The sequence below is a fragment of the Polaromonas sp. P1_F6 genome (assembly GCF_056405695.1).
Genome location: NZ_JBFUBQ010000005.1, coordinates 61,644 through 77,167 on the forward strand (window position 1 = coordinate 61,644; position 15,524 = coordinate 77,167).

13 protein-coding genes are annotated in these 15,524 nt (G+C 64.5%); 9 read left to right on the forward strand and 4 right to left on the reverse strand.

The annotated features are described in order from the left end of the window. Positions 1-130 precede the first annotated feature (130 nt). Positions 131-682 carry a hypothetical protein gene (locus AC1DY9_RS15695; protein WP_457281781.1) on the forward strand — a complete coding sequence of 184 codons (552 nt, stop codon included), beginning with the start codon at positions 131-133 and terminating at the stop codon, positions 680-682. Positions 683-913: 231 nt separating this feature from the next. Here the strand turns inward: AC1DY9_RS15695 and AC1DY9_RS15700 are convergent, their stop codons facing one another. After that, on the reverse strand, positions 914-4,984 hold the full coding sequence (locus AC1DY9_RS15700) for a PAS domain S-box protein (protein ID WP_477666999.1): 4,071 nt from the start codon (positions 4,982-4,984) through the stop codon (positions 914-916). Between the two features lie 199 nt (positions 4,985-5,183). Continuing rightward, positions 5,184-6,116 (reverse strand): LysR family transcriptional regulator ArgP, encoded by a 933-nt coding sequence (locus AC1DY9_RS15705; RefSeq protein ID WP_457281783.1) that lies wholly within the window; start codon positions 6,114-6,116, stop codon positions 5,184-5,186. A gap of 107 nt (positions 6,117-6,223) precedes the next feature. Between AC1DY9_RS15705 and AC1DY9_RS15710 the strand changes: the two genes are divergently transcribed. Then, the gene (locus AC1DY9_RS15710) at positions 6,224-7,576 is read left to right on the forward strand and encodes a D-amino acid dehydrogenase (protein ID WP_477667000.1); all 1,353 of its coding nucleotides are present in this window, start codon (positions 6,224-6,226) and stop codon (positions 7,574-7,576) included. 15 nt (positions 7,577-7,591) lie between these two features. Here the strand turns inward: AC1DY9_RS15710 and AC1DY9_RS15715 are convergent, their stop codons facing one another. Then, positions 7,592-8,542: a helix-turn-helix transcriptional regulator gene (locus AC1DY9_RS15715; RefSeq protein ID WP_457281785.1), complete on the reverse strand. Its 951-nt coding sequence runs from the start codon at positions 8,540-8,542 to the stop codon at positions 7,592-7,594. Positions 8,543-8,640: 98 nt separating this feature from the next. Here AC1DY9_RS15715 and AC1DY9_RS15720 point away from each other — a divergent pair, with 98 nt between their 5' ends. Beyond that, positions 8,641-9,162, forward strand: coding sequence for a hypothetical protein (locus AC1DY9_RS15720; protein WP_457281786.1), 522 nt, complete (start codon positions 8,641-8,643; stop codon positions 9,160-9,162). An 18-nt stretch (positions 9,163-9,180) separates the two neighbouring features. After that, positions 9,181-9,816 (forward strand): LysE family translocator, encoded by a 636-nt coding sequence (locus AC1DY9_RS15725; protein ID WP_457281787.1) that lies wholly within the window; start codon positions 9,181-9,183, stop codon positions 9,814-9,816. On the opposite strand, the gene AC1DY9_RS15730 is transcribed toward AC1DY9_RS15725, so the two are convergent. Further along, positions 9,785-10,234, reverse strand: coding sequence for a VOC family protein (locus AC1DY9_RS15730; protein WP_457281788.1), 450 nt, complete (start codon positions 10,232-10,234; stop codon positions 9,785-9,787). The two genes, AC1DY9_RS15725 and AC1DY9_RS15730, sit on opposite strands and share 32 nt — an antisense overlap. A 96-nt stretch (positions 10,235-10,330) precedes the next feature. Between AC1DY9_RS15730 and AC1DY9_RS15735 the strand changes: the two genes are divergently transcribed. The 5 genes from AC1DY9_RS15735 to AC1DY9_RS15755 all read left to right on the forward strand — a co-directional run bounded on the left by AC1DY9_RS15735 (position 10,331) and on the right by AC1DY9_RS15755 (position 15,518). Next, positions 10,331-10,897 (forward strand): flavodoxin family protein, encoded by a 567-nt coding sequence (locus AC1DY9_RS15735; protein ID WP_457281789.1) that lies wholly within the window; start codon positions 10,331-10,333, stop codon positions 10,895-10,897. 98 nt (positions 10,898-10,995) lie between these two features. Beyond that, a complete protein-coding gene (locus tag AC1DY9_RS15740) occupies positions 10,996-11,298 on the forward strand; it encodes a hypothetical protein (protein WP_457281790.1) in 303 nt (100 codons plus the stop codon). Positions 11,299-11,623: 325 nt separating this feature from the next. Beyond that, on the forward strand, positions 11,624-12,583 hold the full coding sequence (locus tag AC1DY9_RS15745) for a MurR/RpiR family transcriptional regulator (RefSeq protein WP_457281791.1): 960 nt from the start codon (positions 11,624-11,626) through the stop codon (positions 12,581-12,583). Further along, positions 12,580-13,590, forward strand: coding sequence for an isoaspartyl peptidase/L-asparaginase family protein (locus AC1DY9_RS15750; RefSeq protein WP_457281792.1), 1,011 nt, complete (start codon positions 12,580-12,582; stop codon positions 13,588-13,590). The genes AC1DY9_RS15745 and AC1DY9_RS15750 overlap by 4 nt, the downstream gene beginning before the upstream one ends. 26 nt (positions 13,591-13,616) lie before the next feature. Continuing rightward, the gene (locus AC1DY9_RS15755) at positions 13,617-15,518 is read left to right on the forward strand and encodes a dipeptide ABC transporter ATP-binding protein (protein ID WP_457282081.1); all 1,902 of its coding nucleotides are present in this window, start codon (positions 13,617-13,619) and stop codon (positions 15,516-15,518) included. The last annotated feature ends 6 nt before the right edge of the window (positions 15,519-15,524 follow it).

Sequence of the window (15,524 nt, forward strand, 5' to 3'; positions counted from 1 at the left end):
CCAAGGGTCAGCACGAAGGTGATAACACTTTGTTCCAATTGTTGGTTTGCGCACTGTTCGGCTTGCATGTATCTTGCATGAAGGGTTCATGCAGGACTTCCTGTACCGCACCCGCATTGGGGAGAGCACCATGAAAAGCAACGTGTCCTATCTTGGCGCCTGGCTGGTTGCCGTCGGCCTTGCGTTTGCGTTTGCGTTCGCGTCGCCCAATGAGGCCAGCGTGATGGGGCACATGCCGGCCTTCATGGCGCAAACACTGCTGCGCCAGCCGGTCAACGTACCGGATGGCTTGCCCTCTGACCGCACCCTTGCACTGATCACCTTCCAGCGCGGCCAGCACGTCCAGGCCGAGAGCTGGATCCAGGGGCTGAACCTGCGTAACGACTCGTCCATCGCGTGGATGCGCATGCCGATCGTCAATGACCCCGGCACACCGACGGGGCGCAGCGCCGTCGAAAACAGGTTGCTCAAGCACTACACGGCCGACACCGAGCGCGCCAGGCTGGTGCCGGTGTTCACCGACCGGGCCAGTTTTGTGCGCGCGGCCGGCCTCAACGGCACGGACCAGGTCTACGCCGTGGTGGTCAACCGCCAGGGTGAAGTGCTGGCGCGGGTTGAAGGTCAGTTCGACGCAGATAAAGCGCAGACGCTGCGCGAAACTCTGCGCTCGCAGAGTTTCTAGACTAGCCCCCACGGTCGCTCACTTCGTGTAGCTCCCTGCCCCCCGAGGGGGCCGCCCGCCTGCGGCCCGGCAAAGCCGGTTCCGCGGCTCATGCTGGCTTGAAGATTCGGTGAATACGGCCAGTGATGGAGGTATTTCACCAATGGGGGCCGAGGGCCCGGCTTCGCCGGCCCCAGGCGCCGCCCCCTTGAGGGGGGAACAGGCTACACGCAGTGAGCCTGGACGGGGGTACTACAAAGTCCTCTCACCCAACGTGAAATAGAACGTGGCGCCCTGCCCCAGTGCTGACTGGGCCCAGACCTTCCCGCCATGCCGTGCCACGATGCGGTGCACCGTGGCCAGCCCAATGCCGGTGCCGGCGAACTCCGACAGCGAATGCAGGCGCTGGAACGCGCCAAACAGCTTCTCCGCATAGGCCATGTCAAAGCCGGCGCCCTTGTCCTGGACAAAATAAACCGTCTCTCCGTCTTCCCCGATCTCATGGCCGAAGGTGATTTCGGTGCGCTCCTGGTTGGCGCTGAATTTCCAGGCGTTGCCCAGCAGGTTGTCCAGCAACTGCATGAGCAGGCGCGGGTCACCCTGCCCCGTCAAACCCGCTTCAACATGGAGATCCACCGGCCTTTCGGGCTCGCGTTCACGGTAGCCATCAAGGATGCCCTGGACCAGCGCGCTGAGGTCGACCGGCTCCCAGCGCAGGCTTGAGCGCGACACCTGTGCCAGCGTCAACATCGCATCGATCAACTCCCCCATTTGCCCCACCCCGGCCCGTATGCGCGCCAGGTAATGCCGGCTGCGCTCCGACAGCGGTGTGCTGTCGGACTTGTTCATGGCACGCTGCAACAGGTCGCTGAATCCGTCGATGGCACTCAGCGGGCTGCGCAGGTCATGGGACACGGAATAGGAAAACGCTTCCAGTTGTTTGTTGGCAAATTCGAGCTGCGCGGTGCGCTGCTGCACGCGCTCTTCCAGGCTGGCGTTGAGCCGCAAAATTTCTTCACGCGCACGCCGGCGTTCTCGGATATCGGTGTTGATGCCGAGCACCCCGTTGACCTTGCCTTCTTCGTCGCGCACCACCGTCCAGCGTGCTTCGATGGCCACCGTTGAACCATCTCTGGCGTGCTGCTCCAGTTCACCGGTCCAGTCCCCTTCATTGGCCAGCGTGCGGGCCATGGCGTCCACAAGCACCTGGGGATCCTCGTACATGAACTCTTCCATCGATTTTCCCAGCACTTCTTCGGCCGTCCAGCCGTAAAGGCGTTCGGCACTCTTGTTCCAGAAACGTATGGTCCGGTCCAGGTTGCGGACCATGATGGCATCCTGGGCCCTGTCCAGCAGCGAGGCCTGTTCGCGCAGTTTGACTGCGGCCTGGCGCGCCGCCTCCTGGCTGCGCTGGCGCTCCAGCCGTTCTCTCAAGCTGACGATGCCGAATGCCAGGTTGTCGGCAAGCTCCTGCAGAAGCTTGATTTCTTCAGGGGTGAAGTGCTGCGCTTCGGCCGAATAAAGGCACAGCACACCAAAACTGCGGCCCCCTTCGCGCAAGGGCAGGCAGACCGCGCTCCGGTAGCCTCGCTTCATCGCGTCGGCATGYCAGTAGAAGTGATTTTCAGCCTGACCGATGTCGCCACTTTGCTGGGGCAGCCCCGTGCGAATGGCCTGGCCCGCGGGGCCCTGGCCCGTGACCTGGTCATCGCGCCAGGTCAAGCGGATCACCGTCAGGTAGCCACCCTCGTTACCGGCGTGCACCATGGGCTGTATGGTGCGCGCTTCGTCGTTCTGCGCATACCCGACCCATGCCATGCGGTAGCTGCCCACGTCGACGGCGACACGGCAGACCTCGGCCAACAGGGCCTCCTCGTCTTCGATCCGGTTGATGGCGATGCTGGACTGGCTCAGCATCTGCAGGGCCCGGTTGGTGTTTGCGAGCGCCAGGTCGGCAAGCTTGCGGTCGGTAATGTCGCGCGCGGTGCCCACCACACGTTCGAGCACGCCCGACGCATCGAGCACCGGATAGGAGTGGTCGTGTATCCACCGGAGCTTGCCGTCCGTGGACAGGATGCGGTATTCGATGTCGGAGGATTCGCCGGTTCGGTTGCGCTTCCTGGCGAGCTTCAGCAAAGGCTGATCCTCCGGCAGCGCCGCGTCGGCATATGACAGGGGGTTGGCATACAGGCTCTCGCGGCTGCGCCCCCACACCTTCTCATAGCCGGGGCTGATATAGAGAAGCTGGCCCGAGCGGGGATCCACGTTGTAAAAAACGTCGTTGATGTTTTCTGCAAGCTCACGAAAGCGCGCTTCGCTGCTGACCAGCGCCGCCTCGGCGCGGGCACGTACCAGCGCAATGCCGGCCAGCCGCGCCGCGGTGGCGATCAGCTCCAGGTCGTGCGCCTGGGGGGCACACGGATAGCGGTGGTAGATGGCAAACGTCGCCAGCGGCTCGCCAGTGGTAGACACCACGGGATGCGACCAACAGGCGCGCAGGTTGTGCGTGGCCAGGAGTTCGCGATAGTCTTTCATCAACGGATCCAGCTGGGTGTCTTCCACCACGACCATCTCGTTGCGAAACGCCGCGGTACCGCAGGCGCCCACCCCTTCACCAACCGGCAAGCCTTCAATGGCCTGGTTGTAGCTGTCCGGCAGGCTGGGCGCTGCACCCAGGCGCAGGTGCTGGCCATCCAGCAGCAGGATCGAGCACAGGCTGTCCGGGGAACTCGTCTCAATTAATTGCACCACGGCTTCGAGCGAGCGCTGCAGGGGCGCGCTCCCGGCAATCAGTGCCAGCACCTGTTCCTGTGCCTTCGCGAATTCTTCGGCGGCCTTGGCTTTGGTGATGTCGTTGAACACCGCGACGCCACCCACCAGCGTGCCGTCGTCACCGCGTAAGGGCCGGGTGCTCATGCGGAGCACCCGGTCTTCGGCGCCGGGCCTGCGAAATAGCAGGTCCCAGTTGTCGGTACTGACGCCGCGGGCAGCGCGTGTCAGCGGCCGTTCAGCTTCCGGCAAGTGGGTTTTGCCGTCAAGCATCAGTAGCTCATGGCTGCGCCGCCATTCCTCGACCCGCATGCCAGGGCCCGGTGTAGCCGCATTGAAGAGCTTGCGGGCCGTCGCGTTGAACACCAGGAAGCGGCCTTCGGTGTCCGCTGCGATTACACCCTCACTCATGCTGTTGAGAATGAGGTCGAGCAGGGAGCGCTCCTTGTCCACACGGCTGAGCGCGGCATCAAGCTCTTCCTGCCGCGCCTGAAGCGAGCCGGCCATGCGATTGAAAGTCTGCCCGATATCGCCAAGCTCCCCTTGGTACAACGGACCCAGCCTGACACGCGCCCCGAGATTGCCCTCTGCAACCTCATTAGCTTCTTTCAGAATCGCCTTGGCCGGGTTGACGATCAGGCGGTTGCCCATCCACCACGCACAGGCTGCGCTTGCCACGGCCACGGCGAGCAAGGCCGCCAGCTCCGAAAGCAGGTTGTCGCGGCTTTCCGCGCCGATGATTTCCTGCGGGACACTGACCGCCACAAATAGCCCATCGCGGCCTTCGACGGGAACCGGCGCAAAAGCGTAGACCCGCTGGCTTCCCTGCGCATCAGGCGCATGCAGTACGCCCAAGTGGCGAGTTTGCACTCCCTGGCGTACGGCGGAATCCGGGTGCTGCCGGCCCAGCCAGGAAGGCGCCTGCGGGGAAACAGCCAGAACCACGCCATCCCGGTCAAGCACCGTCAGCCTTGCACCCGGCATCATGGACGCGGTGGTCAAGGGTTCTGCGAGCGCCTTCAGGCCCAGGGAGGCAAAGGCCACGCCGCCCATGGCGCCGGAATCGGTGTGGACCGGTATGGCGAAGATCAGGCCCGGCAGGCCACTGCTGCGGCCAATGCCGTAAGTCCCGATGGCAAAACGCTGCCCGGCCATGATTTGCAGGAAAAATGGCCGGTCGTCTTCCTGGATACTGCCGGGAAGAAGGCCCAGTGAGCTGCAGACCAGCCGGCCGTCCGGCGCAGCAACGCCCACATGGGTGAACTCGGGGTGCTCCCGATGGATATTTTTAAGCTGTTGCCCGCACAGTCCGGGCTCGCGGCTTTTGATATGAGGCGCACTGGCCAGGCCGTTGAGAAGCTCATGGACCTTGTCCACCGTGCGCTGCTGGTGTGTGGCGAGCAGCGCGACCTGGGCCTGCAGGTCAACCTGCGCATGTTCCAGCGCAGTCCGGTGACCTTGTTCGGCGTAATACGCGAGCAAGCCGAACAGCGGGAGCAGCGCGAGCAGCACCAGCAAAACCAGACGGGTACGCAGCCCCAGCCATCCCAGCATTCGTTACCTCGTGCCTTTCACTGCAATGCAGCGCCAAGCGCGCATCAGGTCACAGTGTGCGGAAGCCGCTGCCTTTTGTAAATGGGATTACTCCCCTGCCTGTCTTTGTCAGCGAGTGAAACAGCGACACCGTACGGCCGCCCTGATGTCCCCGTCGGCCAGTCATGCGCGGCCATCACGCAATGCTCGCCTCGTGTGATCAGGTCACCAACGACTGCGCTGCAGACTGCTTGAGTGCGGCGGTGAGCGCGTCCAGCACTTCAGACTCGAGGTTCCAGCAATGCCAGTAGAGCTGGATGGGCAAGGTGTAGCTGGACGCCACGTTGACGAGCTGGCCTGTATCAATCAGTCCTTGCGCCAGCAGGCGCGGCACCACGCTGACGCCCCAGCCCGCCAGCACCGCCCTGACCATGCCTTCCGATGACGGCACAAAGAGCTGGTTGAGGGTGACGCGCTTGAGCCCGAAAGCTTTGCCGACGAAATCGACCGGCAGTTCGTCTTTGCGGTTGAACGCGATAAAAGGCACATCGCGAAAGTTGTACTGCGTCAGGGCGGCTGCATCCTGCTTCCCGCCCAGGCCAAGCCGCCTTTGCGCAAACTCCGGCGTGGCCACCGCGATGTACTGCATCGCGCCCAGCGGTTCCACCTTGCAGCCGCGCAGCGCCTGCTTGAGCGTGGTGACGCAGCCCAGCACCTGGCCTTCACGCAGCCACTCGTGGGTGAAGTTCTGGTCGTCATGGATGATCTCCATGGGCAGGCCCTGCTGCGCCAGGTCGGTCAGCGCCGGCAGGGCCCAAGTGGCAATGCTGTCGGCATTGATGGCGATGGAAATGCGCTCTTCCTCACGCGCACCACCAAGCGAGCTGGGCGCCAGCTCTTTCAGGTCGCGCTCAAGGTCGGCACGCAACAGGCGCAGCATCTTGGTGTGTTTCAGCAGCAGCTGACCGGCTGAAGTAGGTTTGAGCGGCCTGCTGCGCACGATCAGCACGGTGCCGACCTGGGCCTCCAGTGCACGCAGGCGCTGCGACACCGCCGACTGCGTGATCGACAGGCGCTGGGCCGCCCGCTCAAAGCCGCCCTCTTCCACGATGGCTGCCAGGCATTCGAGCGCATCCGGATCAAAAGTGCTCATGCAGAGCCTCCTTTGTATTAGTTGTTCTGATGTTTTCACTGATAGTTTAATTTTTCTATTAATTGAAAGCAACATCCTTCACACTTGAAAGCTGTAAAGGGGCTTGTATGAAAGTAGTGGTTTTGGGAGCGGGAATCATCGGCGTCAGCACTGCCTGGCACCTGCTGGAGCGCGGCCATGAGGTAACTGTGGTGGACCGGCAGCCCGGAGCCGCCCTGGAAACCAGTTTTGGCAATGCCGCACAGATTTCGGTCAGCTATTGCGAACCCTGGGCCAACAAGGACGCCCCCCTGAAGGCCCTGAAATGGATGTTTCGCAACGATGCGCCCCTGCTGTTCCGGCCGCAATTGCCCTTCGGCGATGGCTGGCAGCAATGGCGCTGGGGCCTGCAGTTTCTGTCGCAATGCAACGACGCCGCGTTTGAGCGCAACGTGCAGCAGCTGGTGGCCCTCGGCGCTTACAGCCATATCGCGCTCAAGGAGGTGGTCAGGGCCACCGGCATTGAATACAACCGGCTGGAGCGCGGCATCGCGCACTACTACACCGACCAGAAGTCGTTCGATACCGCCGGTGAAGCGGCGGCGCTGATGCAGAAGTACGGCGTGGCGCGCCGCGTGGTGAGCACGGCCGAGTTGCTGGGCATAGAGCCGGCCTTCAAGGCATTTGCGCACCGCATCGTGGGAGGCACTTATACCGCCAGCGACGAAAGCGGCGACGCGCGCGTCTTCACCCAGGCGCTGGCACAGCGCTGCGCCGACAAGGGCGTACGCTTTCTCTACGAACACAACATCGAAGGACTGGAAAAGTCCGGTGGAGCGGTCCAGTCGGTCGCCGTCCGGGCACGCACCGTGCCGGGCAGCAGTGAGAGTCCCGTCATGAAACTCAAGGCCGACGAGATCGTGGTGGCTTGCGGTTCGTACACGGCGCCGCTGTTGCGCTCGGTGGGCGTTGACCTGCCGATCTATCCGGGCAAAGGCTACAGCGCCACCTTCAAGCTGCTCAAGCCGGAACTTGCGCCCTTCGTCAGCACCATTGACGACGAGGTCAAATGCGCCATGAGCCGCCTCGGCGATCACTTGCGCGTGGCCGGCACCATCGAAGTCGGCGGCTACGACCTTTCGCTGGACACACCGCTGGCCAGGGCGCGCTGCAAAATGCTGGCCGACCGCATCGAAGAAGTGCTGCCGGGCGTGTGCGACACCCGCCTTGAAGAACAGGGCGGTACGCCGAATTTCTGGACCGGCCTGCGTCCCGCCACGCCCACCAACATTCCCTACATCGGCAAGACCAAAGTCGGCCGCCTGTGGGTGAATGCCGGACATGGCACACTGGGCTGGACGCACGGCGCCGGGTCGGGCAAGGCCATGGCCGAGCTGATCTGCAGGGAGGTTCCGGCCATGGATTTCGGTTTTTATGGGCTGGCCCGAGCGCGCGGCAGCCTGGAACCTGAAACCGCCTGATCCGCACCTGCCTGTTCAGGCCGCATGCTGGTCCAGCGTGCGTTGTGCGTGGTCGCGCAGCGCGGTGCGCAGCGCAGGTGGCTCCTGGATTTCGAAAGCAAATGGCAACCGCGAAAGCTGTCTGGCGAACCACGGGATGTGGTCGGTCTGGCTGTGCAGCAGCACGCCTTCGTCACTGGGCTGGAACACGCCAATGCTGTCGGGGAGTTCCATTTGCGCCGTCTGCAAATCGGTGTGCAGCAACAGGCGCACGGTGTTTGTGCGCGGCATGGTGGCCAGCCCCAGGACGAGATGCTGCGCGGCGTTGAAATCTGCCGGCGGCGTAAACACCACATTGAGCGGCCGGACTTCCTGCACACGGTCCAGGCGGAATGAGCGCAGCGCCCCGCGCAGATGGCACCAGCCCACCACGTACCAGCGGCCGCGGCGAAATGCCAGGCCGTAGGCGTCAAAGTCTCGCTCGGTGACATCGTCGTCGGCTGAACGGTACGCCATGTGCACACGCTGCCAGCCATGCGCTGCGGTGCTCAAGGCCAGCAACGCCGTGTTGTCGCCGGGGGCCACCGCATGGCGCATGTCCAGCGTCACGGTTTCACCAAGCGCACGGACGCGGTTTTTCAGCTGGTACGGCATCACGCGTTCCAGCTTGGCCTGCGCGCTTTCCGCGGCAGGCGCTGCCTCAGCCAGCCCCAGGCCGCGCGCGGCGAGCAGGCCCAGCGACAGGGCCAGCGCTTCGTCGTCGGTGAACATCATCGGCGGCAGCTTGAAGCCGGCGATCAGGCCGTAGCACCCGTAGCGGCCACGCTCAGCCACCACCGGGATGCCCAGGTCTTCCAGCTTGGCGATGTAGCGGCGCAGGGTACGGCCATCCACCTGCAGCCGCCGCGCCAGCTCGGCACCGCTCAGCCGGCCGTGGGACTGCAGCAGTTCCAGGACGGTGAGCACGCGCGTGGTGGGGGAATACATGGTGAAAAGTCTACCGCTTAATTAGGGCCGAAACAGCCCTATTACCTTTTTAGACTGGTTTTCACATATCCACTGCGGTGCCACAAGCACTTCAAGCCATGACCACCACCCTGACTCATACACCGGACCTTGCCGAGCTCGCCGACGGGCGCCACGATTTCAATTTCATCACCGGGCGCTGGCTGGTCAGCAACAAGCGTCTGCGCCGGCGACTGGAGGGCTGTACCGACTGGGAAAGTTTCGAAGCCGTGCAGGACGGCGCGCTGCTGCTGGGCGGGCTCGGCAACATGAACGACCTTGTCACCGAAAACAAGGAAACCATCGGCATGGCCTTGCGGTTTTTCAATCCGCAAACGCGGTTGTGGAGCATTTACTGGGTCAGCCACAACAACGGCCTGCTGCAGCCGCCGGTGACCGGTTCGTTTGCCGACGGCGTAGGCCGGTTTGAGGGAAACGACAGCCATGAAGGCCGGCCCGTGCGGGTTCGCTTCACCTGGTCCGGCATCACACCTACCCACGCCCGCTGGGAACAGGCCTTTTCGGAAGACGGCGGCCGCCACTGGGAAACCAATTGGGTGATGAGCCTGTCACGCCCCGCTTACCACGCGGTACACCGCTAGAAACAAACAGGCTCATTGATGGACCACTTCGCACACCTCTGGCTGTTTTTCCTCATGGTGCTGGGCATCATCATCCTGCCCGGCATGGACATGGCGTTCGTCATGGCCAGCTCATTGACCGGCGGGCGCAGGGCCGGCCTCTTCGCCGTCGCGGGCATTGTGGCGGGCGGTATTTGCCACGTCGTGGCAGGCGCGCTGGGGCTGGGCATTCTGCTGCAACTGGTTCCGGGCATGGTCAATGTCATGCTGGTGGCGGGCAGCCTGTATATCGCCTGGATCGGGTGGTCACTGATGCGCAGCACGTCTGTTTTCGGCGCTTTGCCCGACATCGAGCCGCCGTCCCCGTGGCGCACCTTCCGGCAAGCCGCACTCACCTGCCTGCTCAACCCGAAAGCCTACCTTTTCATGCTGGCCATCTTTCCGCAGTTTTTGCGGCTGGAATACGGCTCGCTCTGGGTTCAGGCTGTGGCGCTTGGATTGATCATCGCCATTACCCAAAGCGGCGTATACGGTTCGCTGGCGCTGGCTGCCGCGGGTACCCGGCGATGGCTGGCGCAGCGGCCGGGCGCCAGTGTTGCCATGGCGCGCGCCGTGGGTGCCGTGCTGATCGCCGGCGCATGCTTCACGGCGTGGCAGGGCTGGCGGCAGTTTTAGGGTTGGCGCCCTCGGGCCATGCCGGCCCCTTGAGTTCCACAGTGTTGCCTTCGGGGTCGTTGAGATAAATCGAAGGCCCTTCGCCCTCGGCGCCATAGCGCGACTCCACCTTGCCTGCCTCAACGCCGTGGGCCGCCAGGTGGCGGCGAATGGCCTCCGCGTCGAAGGGCTCGACACGAAAGCACACATGGTCGACGTTGCGGCCCTCCTTGCCTGGAGCCGCGCCGCCGGCCCGGCCCAGCGTGCCATCCACCGGCACCAGATCCACCAGCGAACGCCCGGCACGCAGTTGCACCAGGCCGATTTCGTCCTGCCGGCGTTCCAGGCTGCAGCCCAGCACCTGCTGGTAAAAGCGCAGCATGCCCTGCAGATCTGTGACCCGAAGGACGATGTGGTCGATGTCGCGAATATGGATCATGGCGAGGAAGGCTCCAGTGAGGCTGCGTTTTATCGCTTTATTCTGGCACGCGGTACCCAGACCCTGTACAAGCAAAGGCCTGCATCAGCCAGTACCATGGCCGCCATGAATCCGAACCCCCGATTTCTTTTTCTTGCCACCTCCACACGCGAGCCCGGTGCGTTGGGCAACACCGAGTGGCTGGCGCAGCAAGCCGCCGCCGCACTGCCGGCCGGCACGCCCCAGGCCTGGCATCACCTGTCCCGCATGCGGATGCCGCTGTTTGTCGATCAGCGCCACACCACGGGTCAGTACGCCATGCCGGAAGGCGACATGAAGATGCTGCTGGACGCCACGATGGACGCCACCGACATTGTGTTTGTGGCCCCGGTGTACTGGTACAGCATTCCGGCGCCGCTGAAGATTTACCTCGACCACTGGAGCGCCTGGATGCGCGTGCCCGGCCTGCCCTTCAAGGACGAGATGGCGAAAAAAACCTTGTGGCTGATTACCACCAGCGGCGACCGCGCCAAAGCGCAGCCCATGGTGGACTCAATCAGGCTCTGCGCGCAGTTCATGGCCATGAACTACGGCGGCGAACTGTGGGGCAAAGGCGGGCCACCCGACGCCGTCAAAGCCGATGCCGCCGCCACGGCACAAGCCGCGACGTTCCTGGCCGCTTGAGCCGCGCGGGCTTCGCGCAGGCAAGGTGGCCGTTTCCTACAAACGCTGCCTTTTCGGGCTGACAGCCCTGCCGGGGGGCGGGGCCGACAGTAGGTGCCATGACATCTTCCAAATCCGCTGCCGCACGGCAAAACACCCTGGAGCAACCCGTCTCGGGCAAGGGCATGCCGGCGAAAACTCCGCGCGTCCAGAGCTCACGTCCTGAGCAGGCGGGTTCGCCCAAAGACACCTCCGTCGAGGCCAGCCTGGGACTGCCTCACGAGCGCGACCAGTCCGTTGACATGACGGGCGGGCAATCCAGTGCCGAAGTCGAACAAGCAGGGCGCGATCTGCGGCGGGGGTTGAAAGACACCAGCAAGGGCCCTGAAATGGGCCGCGCCTACAAGAAGCTCAAGTCCTAGCGCAAGCCCAGATGGCCCTCCCGGTGGCGGCCCTCACCCGGGCGCATCGCTGCTTCCCAACTCACAGTCACCCTTTAGTGCTATTGTTTTAATAGCTGCTTGCGCATGACCCATGGGCGCCGCAAGCCCTATTGACTTAAACAATGACGTACTGAACCGCATCAGCCTTCCGGCGCCGAAGCCTGAAACCCCGCGCCACGACACGGCCCTCATCGCCCCCCTACAACGCATCACAGTGCCTGAATTTGATTTGAAATGATCAAAAATTTCGTTATCATGAATTGTTTTGTAAATTTATATACATCCAGTTTTACTTCCAATCCTGATGGCGACATTCCCTGGCAACCCTTCAATGGCACAGCGTATTGGGCGTTTGTTGCCAACGCTGACCCGCTCGCACCGGCAAATGGCCGACTATGTGCTGGCCCACCCTTTGCAAGCGGCCACCATGCCCATCGACGAGCTGGCCGCCACGCTGGGGGTTTCGGTGGCCACCGCCAACCGGTTCGCCCGGGCGCTGGAATTTGACGGCTATCCGCAGTTCCGCGCCGCGCTGGTGCTGGGCTTCGAAGCCACGCTGGCCCCGGTGGAGAAGCTGCGCAACAAGCTGGAGCATTCCGCCACKGTGGCCGACGTGTTTTCATCCGCCCTGGCGCAAAGCCTGCACAACATCGACCTGACACGGCAGTCGCTGGATGCCCAGAGCTGCGAGCAGGCGGTGGCGGCGATCCTGAAGGCACGGCGCATTTACATTGCCGGCTTTGGCAGCAGCAGCTGGCTGGGCGGGCTGCTGCAGCGCTCGCTGGACCCTTACTGCGACAACGTCCAGCTCCTGGCCAGCATCGAGAGCTCGTCCTACGGCGCGCGCGTGCTGGCGCGCCTCAAGCCCGAGGACCTGCTGATCGCCATTGCCTACCCGCGCTATTTCGGCGACACCATCTTGCTGGCGCGCCGCGCACGCGATGCCGGTGTGCCGGTGCTGGCGCTGACGGACCGCGTAACGTCGCCGCTGGCGCCGCTGGCCACCGTCGCGCTGTACGCCCATACCGAGAGCCAGTATTTTGCGAACTCCGAAGCCACCGTCCTGGCCTTGATCGAAGCTTTGTGCAGCGCGGTCGCCCACAGCGCCAAAGGCTCGCTCAAGGCGGCAACGCAACTGGCCGAGTCGGTGCTGCCCTGGCTGCACGGCAACCATGCCGAACGGCTGCGCCCTGATGCCGATGCTGCAGCGCCCGCCCTCCGCAAGGCCCGCACCCCACCGAAATTGCCAAAGGCTTCCAAGTGACACTGTCCAGGCCTCTTCCCCTTATTGCCATCCACGGCGGCGCCGGCACGATGAGCCGCAGCCACATCAGTGCAGAGCAAAACGCGGCTTATCACGCCGCCCTGCAGGGCATCCTGCGGCCCGCGCAGCAATTGCTGGCCGGCGGCGGCGGCGCACTGGATGCGGTCAGCCTCGCGGTGGAGCTCCTCGAAGACTGCCCGCTCTTCAATGCCGGGCATGGCGCTGTCTTCACCCACGACGAGACCCATGAACTGGACGCTGCGGTGATGGACGGCGCTACCTTGCGCGCCGGTGCGGTGGCCTGCGTTGGCCGTGTACGCCGACCGGTGCGCGCAGCGCGTGCCGTGATGGAGTGCAGCGAGCATGTGCTGCTGGTTGCGGCCGGCGCCGAAGCCTTTGCCGAAGAGCAGGGGCTGGAGATGGTTTCACCCGATTATTTTTCTACCGATGCACGCCGCGAGCAGCTGCGGCGCGCGCTCGCCACCGATAAAGCGGTGCTGGATCACGACGGTGCGGCGCTGGTGTTCCGCTCGCCCGCAGCCGGCGCTGCGCCCCTGGACGAAGGCCGCAAATTCGGCACTGTGGGCGCCGTGGCCCTGGATGCGCTTGGCAACCTGGCCGCCGCCACCTCCACCGGCGGCATGACCAACAAACGCGCCGGCCGGGTGGGCGACACGCCCCTGATAGGTGCCGGCACCTATGCCGACAACCGCACGGCCGCCATTTCCTGCACCGGCTCGGGCGAAATGTTCATACGCGCCGCAGCGGCCTATGACATCTGCGCGCGCATGGCTTATGCCGGCATGCCGCTGGATGCGGCAGCCCGGGAGGTGGTCATGAACGTGCTGCCGGCCCTAGGCGGGCGGGGTGGCCTGATTGCCGTCGATGCACAGGGCAACCTGAGCCTTCCCTTCAACACCGAAGGCATGTACCGCGGCTGGGCCCGCGTGGGCGAAGCGCCGGTGAGCGCCATTTACGCAGGCGAAGCCGACGAAAGCGCCGCATGACTGCTTTGCCCGGACTCCTGGATGACATGACGCGCGCCGGTACGGTGCCCTGCGCACAGGGCACGCCCACTGCCGGCCGCCAGCGCGTGATCGAGGTCAATGACCTCAGCGTGAGCTTTGCCAGCGAACAGCGCACCGTGCATGCGGTGCGGCGCCTCAGCTTTCACGTCGACGCCGGGGAAACGCTCGCCATCGTGGGTGAATCAGGCTCCGGCAAATCGGTGTCATCGCTAGCCCTCATGCGCCTGGTGGAGCAAGGCGGTGGCCGCCTGGGCAACGGCAGCATGTGGCTGACGCGCCGCAACGGCGAGCGCCTTGACCTGGCGCAGGCCTCGCAATCGCAGATGCGCAGCCTGCGCGGCGCCGACCTCGCCATGGTGTTCCAGGAGCCCATGACCTCGCTCAACCCGGTGTTCACGGTGGGCGAGCAGATCGCCGAATCGATACGCCTGCACCAGGGGCTTTCACGCAAGGCAGCGCTGGCCGAAGCGCTGCGCATGCTTGACCTGGTTCGCATTCCGGAAGCCAAAAACGTGCTGGGACGCCATCCGCACCAGCTGTCGGGCGGCATGCGCCAGCGCGTGGTGATTGCGATGGCGCTGGCCTGCAAGCCCACGCTGCTGATCGCCGACGAACCCACCACGGCGCTGGACGTGACCATCCAGGCGCAGATCCTCGCGCTGATCCAGCAGCTGCAGCGTGAGCTGGCGATGGCGGTGATCTTCATCACCCACGACATGGGCGTGGTGGCCGAAATTGCCGACCGCCTGCTCGTGATGTACCGCGGCGACAAGGTCGAAGAAGGCGACTGCGCCGGCCTCTTTGCCAGGCCGCAACAACCCTACACCCAGGCCCTGCTGGCAGCGGTGCCCCGGCTGGGCGCTATGCACGGGCAGGACCTGCCGGCGCGCTTTGCGGTGCCGGGTGCGCCGCAGCGCAAAGATGACGAAGGCGGCCAACCCTTCAGCGCCGCAAGCACCGTGCGCCATGACTTGCCGCCTGTCCTCAAGGTGCAGGACCTGGTCACGCGTTTTCCGCTGGCGGGCGGCCTGCTCGGGCGCGTGCGCCGGCAGGTATATGCAGTGGAGCAGCTCAGCTTCGAACTCAAGGCCGGTGAAACGCTGTCGCTGGTGGGCGAATCAGGTTGCGGAAAGTCCACCACGGGCCGCTCGCTGGCGCGGTTGCTGGAATTCAACAGCGGGCAGGTTGAGGTCGCGGGGCGCGACATCTCGGCGCTCAAGGGCCGGGCCCTGCAGGCGCTGCGCCGTGATATCCAGTTCGTGTTCCAGGACCCCTTTGCATCGCTTGACCCCCGGCTGACGGTCGGCTATTCGGTCATGGAACCCATGCTGATACACAAGCTCGCATCACCCCAGGAGGCGCAGGAACGCGTGCGCTGGCTGCTGGGCAAGGTGGGCTTGCCGGCCGAAGCGGCCCATCGCTATCCGCACGAATTCTCCGGCGGGCAACGCCAGCGCGTGGCGATTGCGCGGGCACTGGCGCTCAACCCCAAGGTGGTGATCGCCGACGAAGCGGTGTCGGCGCTGGACGTGTCGATCCGCGCGCAGATCATCAACCTGATGCTGGACCTGCAGCAGGAATTCGGCGTCGCCTTCCTGTTCATCTCGCACGACATGGCGGTGGTCGAGCGTATCAGCCACCGCGTGGCCGTGATGTACCTGGGCCAGATCGTGGAAATCGGCCCGCGCCGCGCCGTTTTCGAGAACCCGCAACACGCCTACACCCGGCGCCTGCTGGCCGCCGTGCCGGTTGCCGACCCGGCCCGCCGCAGCGCCGTGCGCGAACTCATGGCCGACGAGATTCCCAGCCCCATACGCGCCGTGGGCGACGCGCCGCAAGTGGCGCCGCTGCACCAGGTGGCGCCGGGGCATTTCGTGGCTCGGCATTCGGTGGGAGGCCCCTATTGACCCCAC